At 63.2% G+C, this 15,349-nt stretch carries 19 protein-coding genes and 1 pseudogene; 9 read left to right on the forward strand and 11 right to left on the reverse strand.

Annotated features, from left to right (window positions below):
• Positions 1-154: 154 nt before the first annotated feature.
• Both CH273_RS27715 and CH273_RS28465 read left to right on the forward strand, forming a co-directional pair.
• A complete protein-coding gene (locus tag CH273_RS27715; RefSeq protein WP_179275474.1) occupies positions 155-379 on the forward strand; it encodes a hypothetical protein in 225 nt (74 codons plus the stop codon).
• Entirely contained in the window at positions 277-543 is a 267-nt protein-coding gene (locus tag CH273_RS28465) for an Lsr2 family DNA-binding protein (RefSeq protein ID WP_442981392.1), read from the forward strand. Before CH273_RS27715 ends, CH273_RS28465 begins: the two co-directional genes overlap by 103 nt.
• Positions 544-592: 49 nt before the next feature.
• On the opposite strand, the gene CH273_RS13910 is transcribed toward CH273_RS28465, so the two are convergent.
• The 5 genes from CH273_RS13910 to CH273_RS13930 form a co-directional block, all read right to left on the reverse strand.
• Positions 593-1,153: a hypothetical protein gene (locus CH273_RS13910; RefSeq protein ID WP_032395407.1), complete on the reverse strand. Its 561-nt coding sequence runs from the start codon at positions 1,151-1,153 to the stop codon at positions 593-595.
• Positions 1,154-1,619: 466 nt separating this feature from the next.
• Positions 1,620-2,291, reverse strand: coding sequence for a hypothetical protein (locus CH273_RS13915; RefSeq protein WP_032395408.1), 672 nt, complete (start codon positions 2,289-2,291; stop codon positions 1,620-1,622).
• 223 nt (positions 2,292-2,514) lie between these two features.
• The gene (locus CH273_RS13920; protein ID WP_032395409.1) at positions 2,515-3,234 is read right to left on the reverse strand and encodes a DUF6461 domain-containing protein; all 720 of its coding nucleotides are present in this window, start codon (positions 3,232-3,234) and stop codon (positions 2,515-2,517) included.
• Between the two features lie 116 nt (positions 3,235-3,350).
• A complete protein-coding gene (locus CH273_RS13925) occupies positions 3,351-3,833 on the reverse strand; it encodes a hypothetical protein (RefSeq protein ID WP_143546233.1) in 483 nt (160 codons plus the stop codon).
• Positions 3,834-4,232: 399 nt separating this feature from the next.
• Complete coding sequence (locus tag CH273_RS13930; RefSeq protein WP_179275482.1) at positions 4,233-4,568, reverse strand: hypothetical protein; 336 nt, start codon at positions 4,566-4,568, stop codon at positions 4,233-4,235.
• A gap of 225 nt (positions 4,569-4,793) precedes the next feature.
• Between CH273_RS13930 and CH273_RS13935 the strand changes: the two genes are divergently transcribed.
• A complete protein-coding gene (locus CH273_RS13935) occupies positions 4,794-5,153 on the forward strand; it encodes a histone-like nucleoid-structuring protein Lsr2 (protein WP_032395411.1) in 360 nt (119 codons plus the stop codon).
• Between the two features lie 412 nt (positions 5,154-5,565).
• Positions 5,566-5,727, forward strand: coding sequence for a hypothetical protein (locus CH273_RS27720; protein WP_179275475.1), 162 nt, complete (start codon positions 5,566-5,568; stop codon positions 5,725-5,727).
• A gap of 65 nt (positions 5,728-5,792) precedes the next feature.
• Here the strand turns inward: CH273_RS27720 and CH273_RS13945 are convergent, their stop codons facing one another.
• On the reverse strand, positions 5,793-6,095 hold the full coding sequence (locus tag CH273_RS13945; RefSeq protein WP_230596796.1) for a hypothetical protein: 303 nt from the start codon (positions 6,093-6,095) through the stop codon (positions 5,793-5,795).
• 9 nt (positions 6,096-6,104) lie between these two features.
• On the opposite strand from CH273_RS13945, the pseudogene CH273_RS13950 reads away from it, so the two are divergent.
• The 4 genes and pseudogenes from CH273_RS13950 to CH273_RS13965 all read left to right on the forward strand — a co-directional run.
• Positions 6,105-6,749: pseudogene (locus CH273_RS13950) on the forward strand (FAD-dependent oxidoreductase); the annotation flags it as partial.
• Positions 6,750-6,803: 54 nt separating this feature from the next.
• Positions 6,804-7,208 (forward strand): VOC family protein, encoded by a 405-nt coding sequence (locus CH273_RS13955; protein ID WP_032395413.1) that lies wholly within the window; start codon positions 6,804-6,806, stop codon positions 7,206-7,208.
• On the forward strand, positions 7,205-7,519 hold the full coding sequence (locus CH273_RS13960; protein ID WP_032395414.1) for a winged helix-turn-helix transcriptional regulator: 315 nt from the start codon (positions 7,205-7,207) through the stop codon (positions 7,517-7,519). Before CH273_RS13955 ends, CH273_RS13960 begins: the two co-directional genes overlap by 4 nt.
• An 88-nt stretch (positions 7,520-7,607) precedes the next feature.
• On the forward strand, positions 7,608-8,288 hold the full coding sequence (locus tag CH273_RS13965; protein WP_032395415.1) for a hypothetical protein: 681 nt from the start codon (positions 7,608-7,610) through the stop codon (positions 8,286-8,288).
• Positions 8,289-8,481: 193 nt separating this feature from the next.
• Here CH273_RS13965 and CH273_RS13970 read toward each other — a convergent pair whose 3' ends face one another.
• Positions 8,482-9,783 (reverse strand): MFS transporter, encoded by a 1,302-nt coding sequence (locus tag CH273_RS13970; protein ID WP_032395610.1) that lies wholly within the window; start codon positions 9,781-9,783, stop codon positions 8,482-8,484.
• Positions 9,784-10,082: 299 nt separating this feature from the next.
• Here CH273_RS13970 and CH273_RS13975 point away from each other — a divergent pair, with 299 nt between their 5' ends.
• The gene (locus CH273_RS13975) at positions 10,083-11,486 is read left to right on the forward strand and encodes an FAD-binding oxidoreductase (protein ID WP_052049516.1); all 1,404 of its coding nucleotides are present in this window, start codon (positions 10,083-10,085) and stop codon (positions 11,484-11,486) included.
• On the opposite strand, the gene CH273_RS13980 is transcribed toward CH273_RS13975, so the two are convergent.
• From CH273_RS13980 to paaZ, 4 genes are read right to left on the reverse strand one after another with little or no spacing between them, the layout of a single operon-like run.
• Entirely contained in the window at positions 11,470-12,582 is a 1,113-nt protein-coding gene (locus tag CH273_RS13980) for a helix-turn-helix domain-containing protein (protein ID WP_032395416.1), read from the reverse strand. The two genes, CH273_RS13975 and CH273_RS13980, sit on opposite strands and share 17 nt — an antisense overlap.
• A 30-nt stretch (positions 12,583-12,612) precedes the next feature.
• On the reverse strand, positions 12,613-12,981 hold the full coding sequence (gene paaI, locus CH273_RS13985) for a hydroxyphenylacetyl-CoA thioesterase PaaI (RefSeq protein WP_082074055.1): 369 nt from the start codon (positions 12,979-12,981) through the stop codon (positions 12,613-12,615).
• A 23-nt stretch (positions 12,982-13,004) separates the two neighbouring features.
• Entirely contained in the window at positions 13,005-13,322 is a 318-nt protein-coding gene (locus CH273_RS13990; RefSeq protein WP_032395418.1) for an EthD family reductase, read from the reverse strand.
• Positions 13,319-15,346 (reverse strand): phenylacetic acid degradation bifunctional protein PaaZ, encoded by a 2,028-nt coding sequence (paaZ, locus tag CH273_RS13995; protein WP_032395419.1) that lies wholly within the window; start codon positions 15,344-15,346, stop codon positions 13,319-13,321. Before paaZ ends, CH273_RS13990 begins: the two co-directional genes overlap by 4 nt.
• Positions 15,347-15,349 lie beyond the last annotated feature (3 nt).

Consider the following 15,349-nt stretch of genomic DNA (forward strand, 5'->3'; position numbering starts at 1 on the left):
CGTAGTGTCCGTTGCCGGTTGCACGGTCGACGACACTGCAGTCCCGACAGTATCCGGCTCGGACGCCGCGATAGTTGCCACTGTCGAATGCGGTGACGATGGTGCAGCAACGGTCCGCGCCACATTCGGTTCTCGTGACGCACAGGAAGTATTGGTGACGAAAGCTGTCGAGTCTGAGTCAGAGGAAGCAGTCCCGGTCTACTCCGAGGACTTCGATGCTGAAGGCGGCACCACCGAATCCGAACTGACGATCTTGACGTCGCCTACCCGCGGAGTGTGCACCACAGCGTTGACCGACCGAGCGACCGGACGGGTGATGGTCCAGGTGACCGGCCCGGCACCCGAGACAGTCGAAGGCCTTGTGAGGTCTTCCGGATAGGTGCAGCTGGCCAGGCCACGCGAACGGCGGAGCAGAAACGGGCGATTTGCCAGTGGGCATCCGACCAAGGCTATGAAATCAGAGAGCGTGGCCGCATCCCGGCCGACAGGCGTCAAAAAGTGGTACGTCCGCGTTCGTTGGAGACCAGCTGTAGCGGCAGTTGACGATCGAGGAAGGCTTGGACTCTTGAGTAGCCCTTGCAGCATTCTCCGGTCAGTCGAGGCGGCTGAACCAGCTGCCACCGCGCAGACCCGCTCCGCCCAACCCTTGAGACGGCGGCGGTGCCGTCCATAGGCGTTCGACCTGTTCGGACGCATCGATGATCTGATTGCCGTCGACGGTGACGGTCGCTTCCGATACGCCGAGCCGGGGAATCGCAGTCACGATGCGGACCGGCCCGGGAGGCGGAACGGGGCCGAGAAAGATGGTTCCGTGCAGCGACCCAAGGTTGCCGTTGGAGCTCCTGACTTCCAGAACGACTCCTCGCGGGGCGCGTCGATCGATCGTCAGCTTTGTTCCGTCTCCCAGCTCGACTCCGAACAGAATCGACGCGTAGAGCGCGGAGTCCACGTGCTCTTCGGCACCGAGAATCAGGCCCAGATCCGACTGCCTGGTCAACGCGGACACCGAGAACATCACTCCGAACGAGTAGACCGCGACGCTGGACAGCCATATGACCGCGCTACCGGTCCTGTTCAGCTCCGGAGGGCTCGGTAGAGGGATCGGTCGCTCACTGCGAAACCCTTCGCTCATGGACGAGTAATCGAACCGCATTCCTACTCCTGCTCTCGTCGTAGACAGATGTCAATACGCGCCCCCTTGGAAAGGGGTTTGCTCATTCCTGAGGCTATCGGAAATGACTGCGCCAGTGTGGGATCGACGTAGACCGAGGGCAGGGCCATCTCGTCGACGAGATGACGATGTCTGAACAACGTGACGGTCAGTGGTCGGCGGCGGCACGTCTATCCTTATGCCCCGACCAGGGCCGAGAACCAGTCCGCCCCAACAAGCTACGTCGCCGTCACGGGATTCTGACCGCAGCTGTTCCCAACTGCACGGAGCGCGGAGCATTACGAACACTCTTGATATGCAGGGCTACCAGTGAAGTGCTGCATATTGTCGCAGCACCCTGCTTTTCAGATATACCAGGAACTAGCGAGGGCGGATCGAGCCAGACAGATCGACCTGTACGCGGCAGTGACCGTTCCGCGCATTTCGAGCCGTCCTCGGCAGAAGCTTGCTATCGGGTGCCGGGTCCTTCGACCTGTAGAAGGAGTTCGAGGTCGATCGACACGCTCGCGGCGGTGTTCAGTCCGAGTTCCTCGTAGGCGATGGAAAACGTGATCGGTCCGGGTTCGGGGAGGGGGCTGAGAAAATACGTTGCACCGGTCTCCGTTGGACGGCTGTAGCTTCGTCCCCCGTGCAGCCATGGGGTCGTTGCGTCGTCGTCCTCGGGGGTATCCCACGCGAAGCTCTTCTTGTTGGATACCACCTTGCCTGTGGGAAGCACGAGACCTAGATATGTCCGGTGCCTCGCGGGAGGACGCACGCGATGTGTCAGGTTGAGACGGTCACCCAACAACCCACCGCCATCGTGAACGGATGTTGCCGAAAGGTCGAACTGGAGACCTGTTCGGAAGATGCGCAGCCGATCGATCTGCATCTGGACTCCGCGGACAAGCGCGGCATCGAGCGAGAACGGATACCGCTCAGTGGGTTCGACCAGTAGGCCCTCGTCTTCGAGGGGTGGCTTCCGTTGGGGATCAACCTCACGCCGGTTGGCCGTCCGCTCGCGGATGGCTTCCTTGCGAGCGATGTGTGCGCGCACCTCGGGGGGATTTTCACCCACGCTGCTCCAAGGGACGCGACGGACTCCGGGCTCGTCCGGATCGATGCCTTCTACGAACTCCATACCCGCCTCCACCGTCGGCCCGATTAGCGTGCAGCCGCAAACCAAGTTATCGCACGCGAGCTCCGCCAGCCTTGAAAGTACGGGACAGTAGAACTGCTTCTGGCTGTGCGAACGGGTGAGCTATACGACCAGTCTTGATATGCAGGGTTACCAGTACAAGCCGGAAGCGGCTGCTAGACAACGGTTTAGAGCGGCGGAGTGAATCCTGGCGAGTCCGGGTTCATTACGCTTCGGGAATCGGGACGTGGATGCTGAGATAGGTGGATTGGCGCAGCAAGTCGAGCGTGATCGGGATTCCGGTGAGGGCTTCAGCGAGGGCGAACGCTGCTCGATCGTGTGGGAGGTCGAGCCAGCTGTCGTCTCCATTGGCCCAGTCGTCGGGGTTGAGGGCGAAGCCGCCGATGGACTGCATCAGAGGAACCAGCACGTCGGGATGGGTACCACCGCGGCCGCTCGGCTGGAACGGTTCGAAGTCCGTTGCGACCTCGCCATTGACGTACCAGTGAAAGTTCGTGACTCCATGGCCACCCCGGTAGTGACTCACTGCTGTCCGGCCGGCCGAGACCGGCCCCATGACCGGAGGGCTGACGCCGACATAGCCGTTGGGTTCGAACATGACCACACCGTTCTCAACCTCGAGGAGACCAACGCCGCCGGAGGCGTTGAAGATGTCCAGACCGCGGTCTTCGAGGGTTGGGTAGTCGCACTCGCCCACGATCGTGGGTGAGACGGGTAGCAGCTCGACGAGCTCGGCGATGGTGAGTTGCGGCATCAGGGTCAGGCAGTATGCGGAGAACATGTAGCCGTTGGCTTCACTGTCGTGAACCCAGTCGAAGGCGTGTAGGTCCGGCGCGTCTCCCTGCAGGTGGTCGACGATGGACTGTGGGCCGGCGATCTCGGCACTGGGCTCGTGCGCGGATCCGGGTGGGTGCTGTGAGCTCACCGCGACGACGCTACGGCCAACGTCGAGACCTGGGAAGCAGTAACGTCCCGGCGCAGCCTGGCAGACACCGATCGGCCATCAGTTTTGCGGCACGCGCGGCGTGAACCACCAACCAATTAACGCAGCAACGTCGGGTGCGGTCCTCGGAGCCGTCGCCGACCTTCGTCTTCGACGTCCGTGGCCCATACTTCCAGCAAATACGTTTCTTGTGTAGGGAGATCGTCGTTCTCCCGAATGACGTCCATCGTCAGTTTTCGATTGCGCTCGTAAGCGCGCACTCGATAGAAACCAGGGCCTTTCGCTGTGACGGACGACGGAAACGTGCCCGAGCCGTCGGCGGAGAAGGGGTAGTACTCGCCCGACGCGGGCATCGTGTACTTGCTGAGGGCGCGGAATCCGATCTCCTCGACGGTGTCCCAAATACCCGGCGCGAGTGCAGATGGTTCGTCGTCGAGTACGCGGATCGTGAGGTCGACTTTGCCACGTATCGCGCCGGTCGTGACGGTCACGACCCCTGGCGCGGCGATCAGTAGGTCGAAACCTTCCGGCGGGTCCGGGGGCGGGAGGTAGTCGTCGACATCTTCTGCCCCCACTTCCACGTCGGGATACTCTGGATCGGACGCTGGGTCGTCTACAAGGCAGATCGACCTGTACACGGCTGTGACCGTTCCGTGCATTTCGAGCATCTGTTGGTTCCATCCTCGTCGAAGACTTGCTATCGGGTGTCTGGTCTTTCGAGCTGTAGAAGGTGTTCGAGGTCGATCGACATGCTCGCAGCATAAGACGGGCAGCGGCGCGCCCTCAGGGAAACTGTGTCAGCGACTGCCCGCGCATACCCTGCGTCGGGTCGTGGAGCAATACGACTACTCTTGATATGCAGGGTTACCAGTAGGGGTTTGAAGGTGCTGCGGGACAACGTATTTCGATCATATCAAGTTGGACGCAACTTCGGCGCGATGTGGTTCTACGTCCCGACGTGGAGCGGATGCTCGGACACGTTATGAATCGAACGAGCTGTACATCACGCGGGTGGTCATGGTGTCGGCCTTGTCGTTGAACGCGCCGAAAGCCGACCGGAGCAGCTCGTAGGCAGGGGCAAACTGGGTCTGCTCGATCTTTGCTACCGATGAGACGGTCCATCCGATGATCCCGTCGTGTCCTGGAATCGGTTTTCCGAACAGATCGACCAGGGCTTCGCGACGGTATCCACTTTCCACCAGGTCGTTCTCTGTGTACCAGTCGTCTCTAGGGTTAGGAACGTATTCGTCCTGGACCCTCTGTAGCTCCTTCGTGAGCCAGTCGCTGTCGGCCGATGGAGTTGCAGGTTCGGACATTTCAGATCCCCTCCGGCGAGTCGCACGTCGTATGAGTTGCTTCGGATTGGGCGATAATATCGCCGCTCGTATTGATCGCTCAGCGTGTGTTTCTGATATCCGAACTGACATTGCGGCGCGCCCCTCCGCCGGTGAAAAGGGTTTGTAGCTCGGCAACTCGTTTGTTGGCTAGGCTGGCCGCTACCGAGTCCTAGACATTGTGTGTGATCGAAAGGTTTTCCGGCTGTGGCCAAACGAGTGACAACCCAATTGGTGGACGATATCGACGGGTCGGTCATCGACGACGAATCCGGCGAGACGATCGAATTCGCGGTCAACGGTGTCGAGTACTCGATCGACTTGAAAGCGAAGAACGCCATTGAGTTTCACAAGAAGCTCGACCACTACACCGAGCATGCGACGCGGGTCGGTGGCCGTAAGCGTAAGCCCTCCCCCGCTACCGCGACGGCGGCCGGCGGATCGGTCAAGCGTGATCCAGAGCAGACGCGCGCGATCCGGCAGTGGGCGTTCGACCAGGGCTACGAGATCAGCGAACGTGGCCGGATTCCGGCCGACATCGCTGAGGCGTACAACGCCGCTCACTGACCTGAATTCAGGGGGCGACGCGCATCTGCGTCCGAGCAGCAGCCTCCCTCTAGTACCCGTCGAGCCCGAGCTCCCTCCGGAGCTGGTCGCGTTCCTCCTCGAGGTAGGCCTGTTGCTCACGCGTCATGTGGCTGACGGACAGAGACATCACGAAATTGCATTGACTGTCATCGAACTGGTGAAGCCGCTTCAACGACTCCTCCAGCTCGCCCCTGTCAGCGGATTGGACAGCGAGTTCCTGGAGTTCCACCCTGTGCTCGATGGCCCACAACAGGGACTCGACGCCGGCAAGTCGCTCCCGCGAATATGGTGACGGCAACAGACCTCCCTCTCTACATTGGGCATCAGCTTACGGAGAAGTATTGGTTGTTCTGCGGCATATTCGTCGGTGCCCGGCTCTACAGTGTCGGGTGTGAGCGACACCGAGTCCGTGGCCACGATGCCTGAGCGCGTGCTCGACGAGCTTGCGCAGGTGGTGATCGACAAGATCGATCAACTACTCGATCGGGTGACCGACCGGGCTGTGGGCGCCGACGCCGGGATCGGCTGCGTGGATCTCCCAGCCGAGGAGTGAGCCTTCACCGGTCGGGTCGAGGTCGGCTGCATTGCAGATGCTCTCGCAGCCCGAGAGGGTCGTCTTCAGTTCGTGGAGCAGGCTTTCGCGTCCGGATCGGTGACCAGCTTGCCGCCGGCCACCCGGCGTCGGATCTCTCGCTCCCAGCGAAAGTCGTCGGCGTTCCACGGGAGATGCTCGAGCTCCCAGCTCTTGTACTTGTCGGTGAGAGGCGCGGGCACCATCGCGGCGGGGTCCTTCAATTCCAGCAGGTGGCCGCGAGCGTGGACGATGACGCACTCCGCGCCCTCGAACGTGCCACTCATACCGCCCAGTGCTGCGGCGAAGTTACTTGCTGCGGAGGGTTTTTCGGTGAGGACTCCTACCACGCAGCCTCTGTATCACTGTCCTCCGGGGACACCCTCGACGCCGATCTCGTACTAGTGTCTGTCGGACGCGGACCTCGCACCGACGGCCTGGGTCTGGCCGAACAGGGCATCGCCACCGAACGCGGCTTCGTCACTGTCGACGACAGTCTGCTCACCACCGTGGACGGCGTCTATGCCGTCGGCGACATCGTGGCGGGGTATCAGTTGGCGCACCGCGGTTTTCAGCACGGCATGTTCGTCGCCGAGCACATCGCCGGGCTCGCACCGGCACGCATCGACGGCGATCTCATTCCGCGGGTGACCTATTCACATCCGGAGGTCGCGTCGGTGGGACTCACCGAAAAGGCCGCGGAGCAGAAATACGGCACAGTGACCTCCGTTGTCTACGACCTCGGCGGCAACGGCAAGAGCCGCATCCTGTCCACCGCCGGCGGAGTCAAAGTGATTCGAGCCCGTGACGACGGCCCGGTTGTCGGTGTTCACCTCGTCGGCGACCGCGTGGGCGAACTGATCGGCGAAGCGCAACTCGCCGTGGCATGGGAAGCACTGCCCTCGGAAGTCGGAAGTTTCGTGCACGCCCATCCCACGCAGAACGAGGCACTGGGTGAGGCGATGATGGCGCTGTCGGGACGAGCGTTGCACGCGCACAGGTAAGGACGTCGAATTGACCCCTTGACGCCGCACTTGCATTTTGCAAGCATCGAGGGCATGAGCCTGTTCATCACCTGCCCCGTCGGGAGCGTGGAACGCGCGACCGCCTTCTACACTGCGCTCGGTTGGACCCTGAACACCGAGATGTCCGATCACAACGTGTCGTGCTTCGCCATCACACCGGGGCAGTACGTCATGCTCGGCAGTCGCGAGATGTACGCGAGCGTGGGCGGCACCGAGGAGCTGATCGGCGGTCCCGACACCCCGTCGAAGGTCACGGTCTCGTTCGACCTCGGTAGCCGAGAGGCAGTCGACGAGTTGACCGAGCGCGCCGGCGCTGCCGGTGGACGAATCGGAGACACCGATGACTACGCCTTCATGTACCAACGCCAGTTCGACGACCCGGACGGCTACCACTACTCGCCGTTCTGGATGAAGCCGGATACCGATTCGGCCGAATGAGTGACCTGGCCGACGCCCTCGACGTAGTCGGCGCTCGTTGGGCGCTGCTCATCGTCGAGCGGCTGCTCGAGGAGCCGCAACGGTACGGCGACCTGCAGCGCGAACTGGGCGTTCCGACGAACATGCTGGCTACCCGGCTACGCGAACTCGAAGCGGCAGGCGTGTTGACTCGCCTCCCCCTCCGGCACAACACTCGGGCGTATGCGCTGACCGAGAGAGGTCTCGCGTTGCGTGACGCAGTCGGCGCACTCCAGCGCTGGGGCAAAGAAGCTGCACCACCAGTTCGTGATTCCGACGTGAGCGCGACCTGACCGGCACCCTCATCGTCGGCGACCTCATGGGAGTGATCGCACGCGCGGGACAACACCGGACAACTGCGTGAGAGGGCTGTGGAGATACGTGGATACAGGACAATCCTTGATCGTGTTCTACATCGCGATCTGGGTCGGAGTGTCGGCGGTCGCGGCGATCGTCGGCAAACGGGGTGCGCTGTCCTGGGTGGCTGCGGTTGCATGGACCGTCCCCGCCGCCTGGCTGACGCTCGTCGGAGCATGGATACTTCCGGACCGAAGTCTGTACGAGCCTGCGGCCTCGGTCGCACCGTCTGAACTGTGGCCGGTCTATCTCGCGTTGACTGTATGGGTGACGCCCTTCGCGATCGTGGCTGTGTGGCTGCGAAGCGGGACAGCGATCCGTAACGCTTGCACGGCCTGCGGGATTGCTGCTGCGACGGGCGTAGCAGTGACCCTCTTCCAGATGACCAACCCGGACGAACTGATCTTTCTGACAACTCGAAGCGATCGGCCGCACGTCTACATCATCGTTGGCTTCGCCCTCGCCGTCATCGGGCTGGGTCTCGTCGCAAGCGTCGTCCGGCAACCGGGAAAACGTCACCTCAACCGTCTGGTCGCGGGCGCGGTCGCCTTCGGGGGTGCTGGCGTGACCACCTCGATCGGCGGTCTGCTCTGGCTCAGCTGGCTGTGCGTTGTCGCCGCGACAGTCACTCTGGTCACCGCAGCGATCCGCGCCGATCGCCGACGCCACATGCCACGTCAACACGAACAATGCGCGAGCGAGTGAATCCGGGGCCGCGATCGGTCGGCATGATCGAGAAACCCGGGCCCGCCTCATCCTGCGACCTGCAGGCGGTCGGGCGCAGATGGCAACGAGCGTGCGCGTTGGTCCGTGTCGATTCAGCCGTCGCGGTCGGTCTTGCGTACATACAACGAAAGCCCCGAAACCGTGATGGTTTCGGGGCTTTCGAGCAGGTGCGTCAGACGTTCAGATCCTCGTCTCGACGGTTCTTGATGCGCGAGGTTGCCACGAAGGAGATCGCCGCCAGGATCATCAGGTAGATCGAGATGGACATCGAGGTGCCGGTTCCCTTGAACAGTGCCTCGGAGATCGTCGGAACGAAGGCTCCACCGAGCACCGTGCCGATGGCGTAGCCGATGGATGCACCGCTGAATCGGACTGCAGCAGGGAACATCTCAGCATACAGCGCCGGCTGCGGTCCGTACGACAGTCCGAGTCCGACGGCGAACAGCCCGAGGGCGACGTAGATCCAGTGCAACTCACCGGTGTCGACGAGAAGGAAGAACGGATTGGCGCACAACACCATTGCCGCGTTGCCGAGGTTCATGATCGTGGTCCGGGCGTAGCGATCGGACAGATGTGCGCCGAGCAGAGTGAACACACCCCAGACGATGGCCGCGAACAAGCTGGCCACCAACACATCCACGCGAGCGAGTCCGTGTTCGCGCGTCGAGTACGCCACGATGAAACCGCCGACGATGATGTAGCCGTTTCCGTTGGTGCCGATGAACGACAGCGCAGCGAGCATGACCTGTTTCTTGTTGGTGCGCCACAGTGCACGAACCGGAGTGTGGTTGCGCTCCTTGCGTTCTGCGAGCTCCTTGAACACCGGAGTCTCCTCGACGCGGCGTCGGATGTAGAAACCGACGAGGATGAGCACGAAGCTGATCAGGAACGGGATGCGCCAGCCCCAGACCTCGAACTGCTCCTCACTGAGCAAGCCGGTGCACAATGCCAACGTTCCTACCGCGATGAGCATGCCGAGCGGAACGCCCATCTGGGTTGCGGCACCGTAGATTCCGCGCTTGCCCTTCGGGGCATGTTCGACGGCCATCAGCGCCGCGCCGCCCCACTCGCCGCCGGTGGAGAATCCCTGAAGGATGCGCAGCACGATCAGGATGATCGGGGCCCAGATGCCGATGGTCGCGTAGGTCGGCAGCAGTCCCATACCGACGGTCGCCGCACCCATCAGGGTGAGGGTCGCGATGAGGACCTTCTTGCGACCGATCTTGTCACCGAAGTACCCCGCAACGATGGCCCCGAGAGGCCGGAAGACGAAGCTGATGCCGATGGTCACGTAGGCGACGAGCTGCCCGGACGAGCCCATGGGCGCGAAGAACAGTTGGGCGAAGATCAGCGACGCCGCCTGCGCGTAGATGAAGAAGTCGTACCACTCGACCGTGGTTCCGACCATGCTGGCCATCGCGGCGCGGCGGTGCTCGCGCGACACCCCGGTGGGCGTCTCGACCTGTGTTGACATCGACTTGTCTCGTTTCGTTCGGGCTCCGGCGCTCGGATACTGAAGCGGCGATTCGGAGTGTCGTGAGGCAGGGTGAAAGGGATCGAACACGAACAATCTCGGCGACCGAAAACCGGATATAACTCACCGTCCATTCGGTCGGTAATCACTGTGACCGCCGACACGATGATTTGTCAAGGTGGCACAGACGATGCCGAGCGTGGATGCCTGCACATTCGTCGAAATCCACCGATCAACGCGCTGATGTTGGTCCGAAACGACGCAGACGCCGCCAGTGCCGGAGGGTCATACTCGGACTCATGACTGCACCAACGTCGACGGTCGATTCCGCAGCCGTCGGAGAGCTGATACTCGCGCTCGGCTCCGACGCGGTGGTGACCGATCCGGACATCCTCGAAAGCCATCGACGCGACGCGGCAGCCCTCTGTGAATCCGCACTTCCGCTCGTCGCGGTACTGCCGACCACCGAGTCCGACGTCCAGGCGATCATGAGAATTGCATCGACACACCGCATTCCAGTGGTACCTCAGGGTGCACTGACGGGCCTGGCGGGCGCTGCGAACTCCAGCCACGGAGCCATCGCACTCAACACTCGCCGCATGAACGAGATCATCGAGCTGGACGTCGTCGACCGCGTTGCCGTCGTTCAACCCGGCGTGACGAACAAGGAATTGAAAGACGCTGCCCGTGAACAGGGTTTGACGTACCTGCCCGACCCGTCCAGTTGGGAGGCGTCGACGATCGGGGGCAACGTTGCCACCAATGCGGGCGGCCTGTGCTGCGTGAAGTACGGCGTGACAGCTCGGTTCGTGCGGGGATTGCGCGTGGTGCTTGCCGACGGCCGAGCGACATTCGTCGGTCGCCGCACCGTCAAAGGTGTTGCGGGCCTCTCCCTCGCGGACCTGTTCGTCGGATCGGAAGGAACCCTCGGCATCATCACCGAGGTCACCGTCGGCCTCGACTTCCCCAGCGCTACTCCGCTGACCATGGCCGCGACTTTCCCGTCGACCGTTGCCGCCGGCGAAGCCGTCACACAGATCCGTGCGGCAGGTATCACCCCGAGCCTGTTCGAGCTGTTGGACCGCACCACCATTGCCGCGATCGACGCCTACGCACGGATGGACTTCGGAACCGACGCGGCGGCAGTGCTGATCGCGCAGTCCGACATCGGCGACGGTGCAGTGCAGCAACTCGAGGCGATCGCCGCGCTGTGTACCGAATCCGGTGCCACCGATGTGGCAGTCGCCGAGGACGAGGTCGAGTCGGAGCAACTCGTCCAGGCCCGTCGCCTGGCGTATCCCGCGCTGGAGCGCCTGGGTTCACCGTTGGTCGACGATGTGTCCGTACCCATTTCACAACTTGCGACGATGATCGACGAGGTGGGTCGGGTGGCGGACCGGCTGGGCATCGTCATCGGAGTCGTCGGCCACGCCGGTGACGGAAACATTCATCCGACGGTCATCGTCGACCCCAGCGTTCCGGCATCGTTGGCCAAGGCTCACCGAGCGTTCGACGAGATCGCGGCCTTCGCTCTCTCACTCGGCGGAACCATCACCGGCGAGCACGGAGTCGGGCTGCTCAAACGGGACCTCCTCGAAACCGAACTCGACCCTGTCGCAGCCGAACTGCAGCGGGGCATCAAGGAACTACTGGACCCGCATTATCTGCTCAACCCAGGCAAGGTGCTCAGCGTCCGGCCCTGAGCCGCAGCGACATCCATACGAGCAATCGGGTATCGGGATCATCGAGATCGAGATCGAAGAGTTCCCTCGTCCGCCTCAGCCGATAGCGAAAGGTATTGGCGTGCAGGTACAGCGATGCCGATGCTGCGGCGACGTTGGATTCGTGCGCGAGTAGCGCCAGCACCGTCGCGCCGTAGTCGGTCCCTTCGGCAGCGTCGTAGGTGAGCATTCGTTCCACGGCCGGAATCGCCAGCGGCACGTCCGAGAGCGCATCGGACGCCCTCTTCAGGGTGACCGGCACCCGACTCTGCGCGAATGTCGTGGTGTATGAACCTGTCTCGATCGCTCCCAGCGTCCAGTGCGCGTGGGCACGCGCCACCGCGGGCCGGGCATGCGGCCCACCGATCGCGAAGGTCACCGGAACACCGAATGCACCCTGTGCCCGGTGCCGCACCTCCTCGGCCTCCTCGGCGACACCGCGGTCGTCGTCCCTTGCCATGACGAAGAACACGACGTGCTCGTCGACGATGAAACCGGAATCCGCATCTCCGCCGAATGTGAGCTCCAACAGACCCCCGAGCCGCACCAACAGGGAACCGTGCTGCGCCGAGTCGACCGTCGCCGCCACAACCGCGAATCGGCTACCCGGCGAGGTGACGACGGCGGGATCGGTCAACAACGCACGGGCCCTGGGGTTACCGGGTCCGGTCGGACGGAGCCGAGCGAGGAGCAGCGGTGCCGCGGCAGCCGCAGCGCGCGTCAATGCGGTCACCACACCTCGATCGGGTGGACCGGAGGGAAGTGTGGACACGATGCACCAGATCGAGCCGAGGTACTCCCCGTCCGCCGAGACCGCCACTGCCAGACGCGGCAACGCTCCCGCCACGTCGACCACATGGACCGTCGAACTACGCCGGAAATCCGGATCGATGTGATGCACCATGTATCGGGCCGGAACCTGCTTGCCCAGGATGCCGTCGCGCCGTACGTCGTCGATCGGCTGCCCTGGAACCGACGAGTACGCAACCACGTAGCCCTGCGGGTCCATCACCGACACGGCACCGCCCACAGCTGCGGCGGTTGCGTCTGCCAGCGCCGAGAGGTCCGCAGTGGTCACCGACTCACAGTACTTCCACGGGTTCGATCGCTACCGCGCTATCGTGCGACTGTCGCCTCGGAACTCTGCGACCAGCTCACCTCGACACGACACCGACACGTCGTACAGCCCGTTGCGGCCGAACCTCGCACGCTCGACGGCGTCCGCGACCAGGACGTCGCCGGTCTTCGTCGGACGCAGGTAACGAATGTCGCAGCGGGCTGCGACGGCCGAGTCCTCGTGGGAGTTGCAGGCCATCGCGAACGTGGTGTCCGCCAACAGGAACACGTAGCCGCCGTGGGTGATGGCGTATCCGTTGACCATGTCCTCGGTGACGACCATCGACATCCTGGCATGCCCGGGTGACAGCTCGATCAGCTCGATCCCGAGCTTGCGCGATGCGGCATCGACCTCGAACATCTCTCGAGCGATCTTCGAATCCGTCACGGCTGCAACACCGATCGCTCGTTCTGGGTGAACATCGTGACGCCACCGGTCGCGAAGTTGCGCAGATCCTTGCCTGCCGCCTTCATCTCGGGCGAGGCCAAGCCGGTCTTCAGCGATGCCTCGTCCGCGAAGTACAGGCTGGCGATCGCGTAGTACGGCGGCGGTGAATCGTCGAGTGAGTCGAGCGTGCCCCAGGTGAAGTCGATCAGACCGGGGACTGCCCGAGCGAGGGGCACGTGCACCTCGGAGTAGTGACGATCGAATGCGTCAGTATCCTCGGGCATTCCGTAACAGACCGCGACTCGCATGCTCATGATGCGGCCTCGGGCTTCGCGACGAGAGTGAGCACGTCGTACGTGGCGACCGGGTCACCGTCTTGGTTGACGACCACTGCGTCCCAACGCACCTCACCGTAATCGGCACTCTGACGCGGAGTGATCAATTTGGCGGTCAGTGTCACCGTCAACGAATCCTCGGCCTTGACCGGCGTCAGGAAGCGCAGGCTGTCGACGCCGAAGTTCGCCAGGACGGGGCCCGGTGCCGGGTCGACGAACAAACCGGCTGCCAGCGAGACCACCAGGTAGCCGTGCGCGACGATTCCACCGAACAACGGATTGGCCGCTGCAGCTTCGGGATCGGTGTGTGCGTAGAACGTGTCGCCGGTGAACTCGGCGAAGTGATCGATGTCGGCGCGGGTGACCTGCCGGGGCCCACCAATGATGGTGTCGCCCAGTGTCAGCTCGCCCAGGTTCTTGCGGAACGGGTGGACGTCCCCGGTCGTCTGCTTCGCCCCAGTGACCCATTTGTTGCCGATGGCCGTCAGGACATCAGGGGTTCCCTGAATTGCGGTGCGCTGCATGTGATGCAGTACGCCGCGGATACCACCGAGTTCTTCACCGCCGCCCGCTCGGCCCGGACCGCCGTGCACCAGTACCGGTAGTGGCGAGCCGTGGCCTGTGGATTCCTTGGCGTCCTCGGAGTTCAGGACCAGGATGCGGCCGTGGTACGGCGCACTGCCCAGCACGACCTCGCGGGCGATCGCAGCGTCCTTGGTCACCAGAGATGCGACCAGAGAACCCTTTCCGCGGGCCACCAGATCGAGCAGGTCTGCAGTGCTGTCGTATCCGATGACGGTCGAGACGGGACCGAAGGCCTCGATCTCGTGCGGTTCGGTGGCGGCTTTGTCACCGGCCTTCAGCAACACCGGTGCCATGAACGCACCCGCTCGCTGATCCACCGTCTCCGGGTCACCGAACACCACAGTGGCGGACTTGGTCAGTCCGCGAATGGATTTGAGGACTTCGTCGCGCTGGTCGATGCTGGCGAGTGCACCCATGGTGACACCGTCGTCTGCCGGATCACCGACGACGACCTTCTCCAGCTTGGCCTTCAGCGCCTCGATGACGGGCTCGACCGAGTCCTGCGGCACCAACACGCGGCGAATAGCCGTGCACTTCTGACCGGCCTTGGCCGTCATCTCGGTGAAGACACCCTTGACGAACAGGTCGAATTCCGGATCATCCTGTGTCACATCCGAACCCAGGATGGATGCGTTCAGAGAGTCCGCCTCGGCCGTGAAGTGCAGTCCCTCACCGACGACGTTGGGGTGTGAGCGCAGGGTCGCTGCGGTGTCGGCCGATCCGGTGAAGGCCACCGAGTCCTGACCACCGAGGTGGTCGAGCACGCCGCGCGCACTGCCGCAGAGCAGCTGTACCGAACCCTCGGGCAGCAGGCCCGACTCGATGATGCGGCGGAACACCAGCTCGGTGAGGTATGCAGTTTGGCTGGCGGGCTTGACGATCGACGGCACTCCGGCGATGAACGCGGGTGCCAACTTTTCGAGGAAGCCCCAGACGGGGAAGTTGAACGCATTGATCTGCACGGCGACACCGCGCCGCGAGGTGTAGATGTGCTGACCGAGGAAGGTGCCCTTCTTGCCGAGCTGTTCGATGGCGCCGTCGAGGTAGACCGTCTCGTTGGGGAGTTCGCGTCGAGCCTTGCTCGCATAGCTCAGCACGGTTCCGAAACCGCCGTCGATGTCGACGCCGGAATCGCGAGTGGTGGCTCCGGTGTGCCGGGAAAGTTGGTAGAACTCCTCTTTCCCGGCCAGCAACGTCAGACCCAGTTGCTTGAGCAGCGCCGCACGCTCGTGGAACGTCAGGGCAGCGAGCGCGGACCCTCCGACGGTGCGGGCGTAATCGACCATGCCCGCGACATCGAGACCGCTGGACGACACCCGGGCGATCTCACTGCCGTCGACTGCGCTCAGCAGCGGCGTTCCCTCGTCGGTCGCGGAATACCACGTGCCCTGGGCATAGCTTTCCAGAAGTCTGCTCACAAC

The sequence above is a fragment of the Rhodococcus sp. 05-339-2 genome, assembly GCF_002258965.1.
Taxonomy (GTDB): Bacteria; Actinomycetota; Actinomycetes; order Mycobacteriales; family Mycobacteriaceae; genus Rhodococcoides.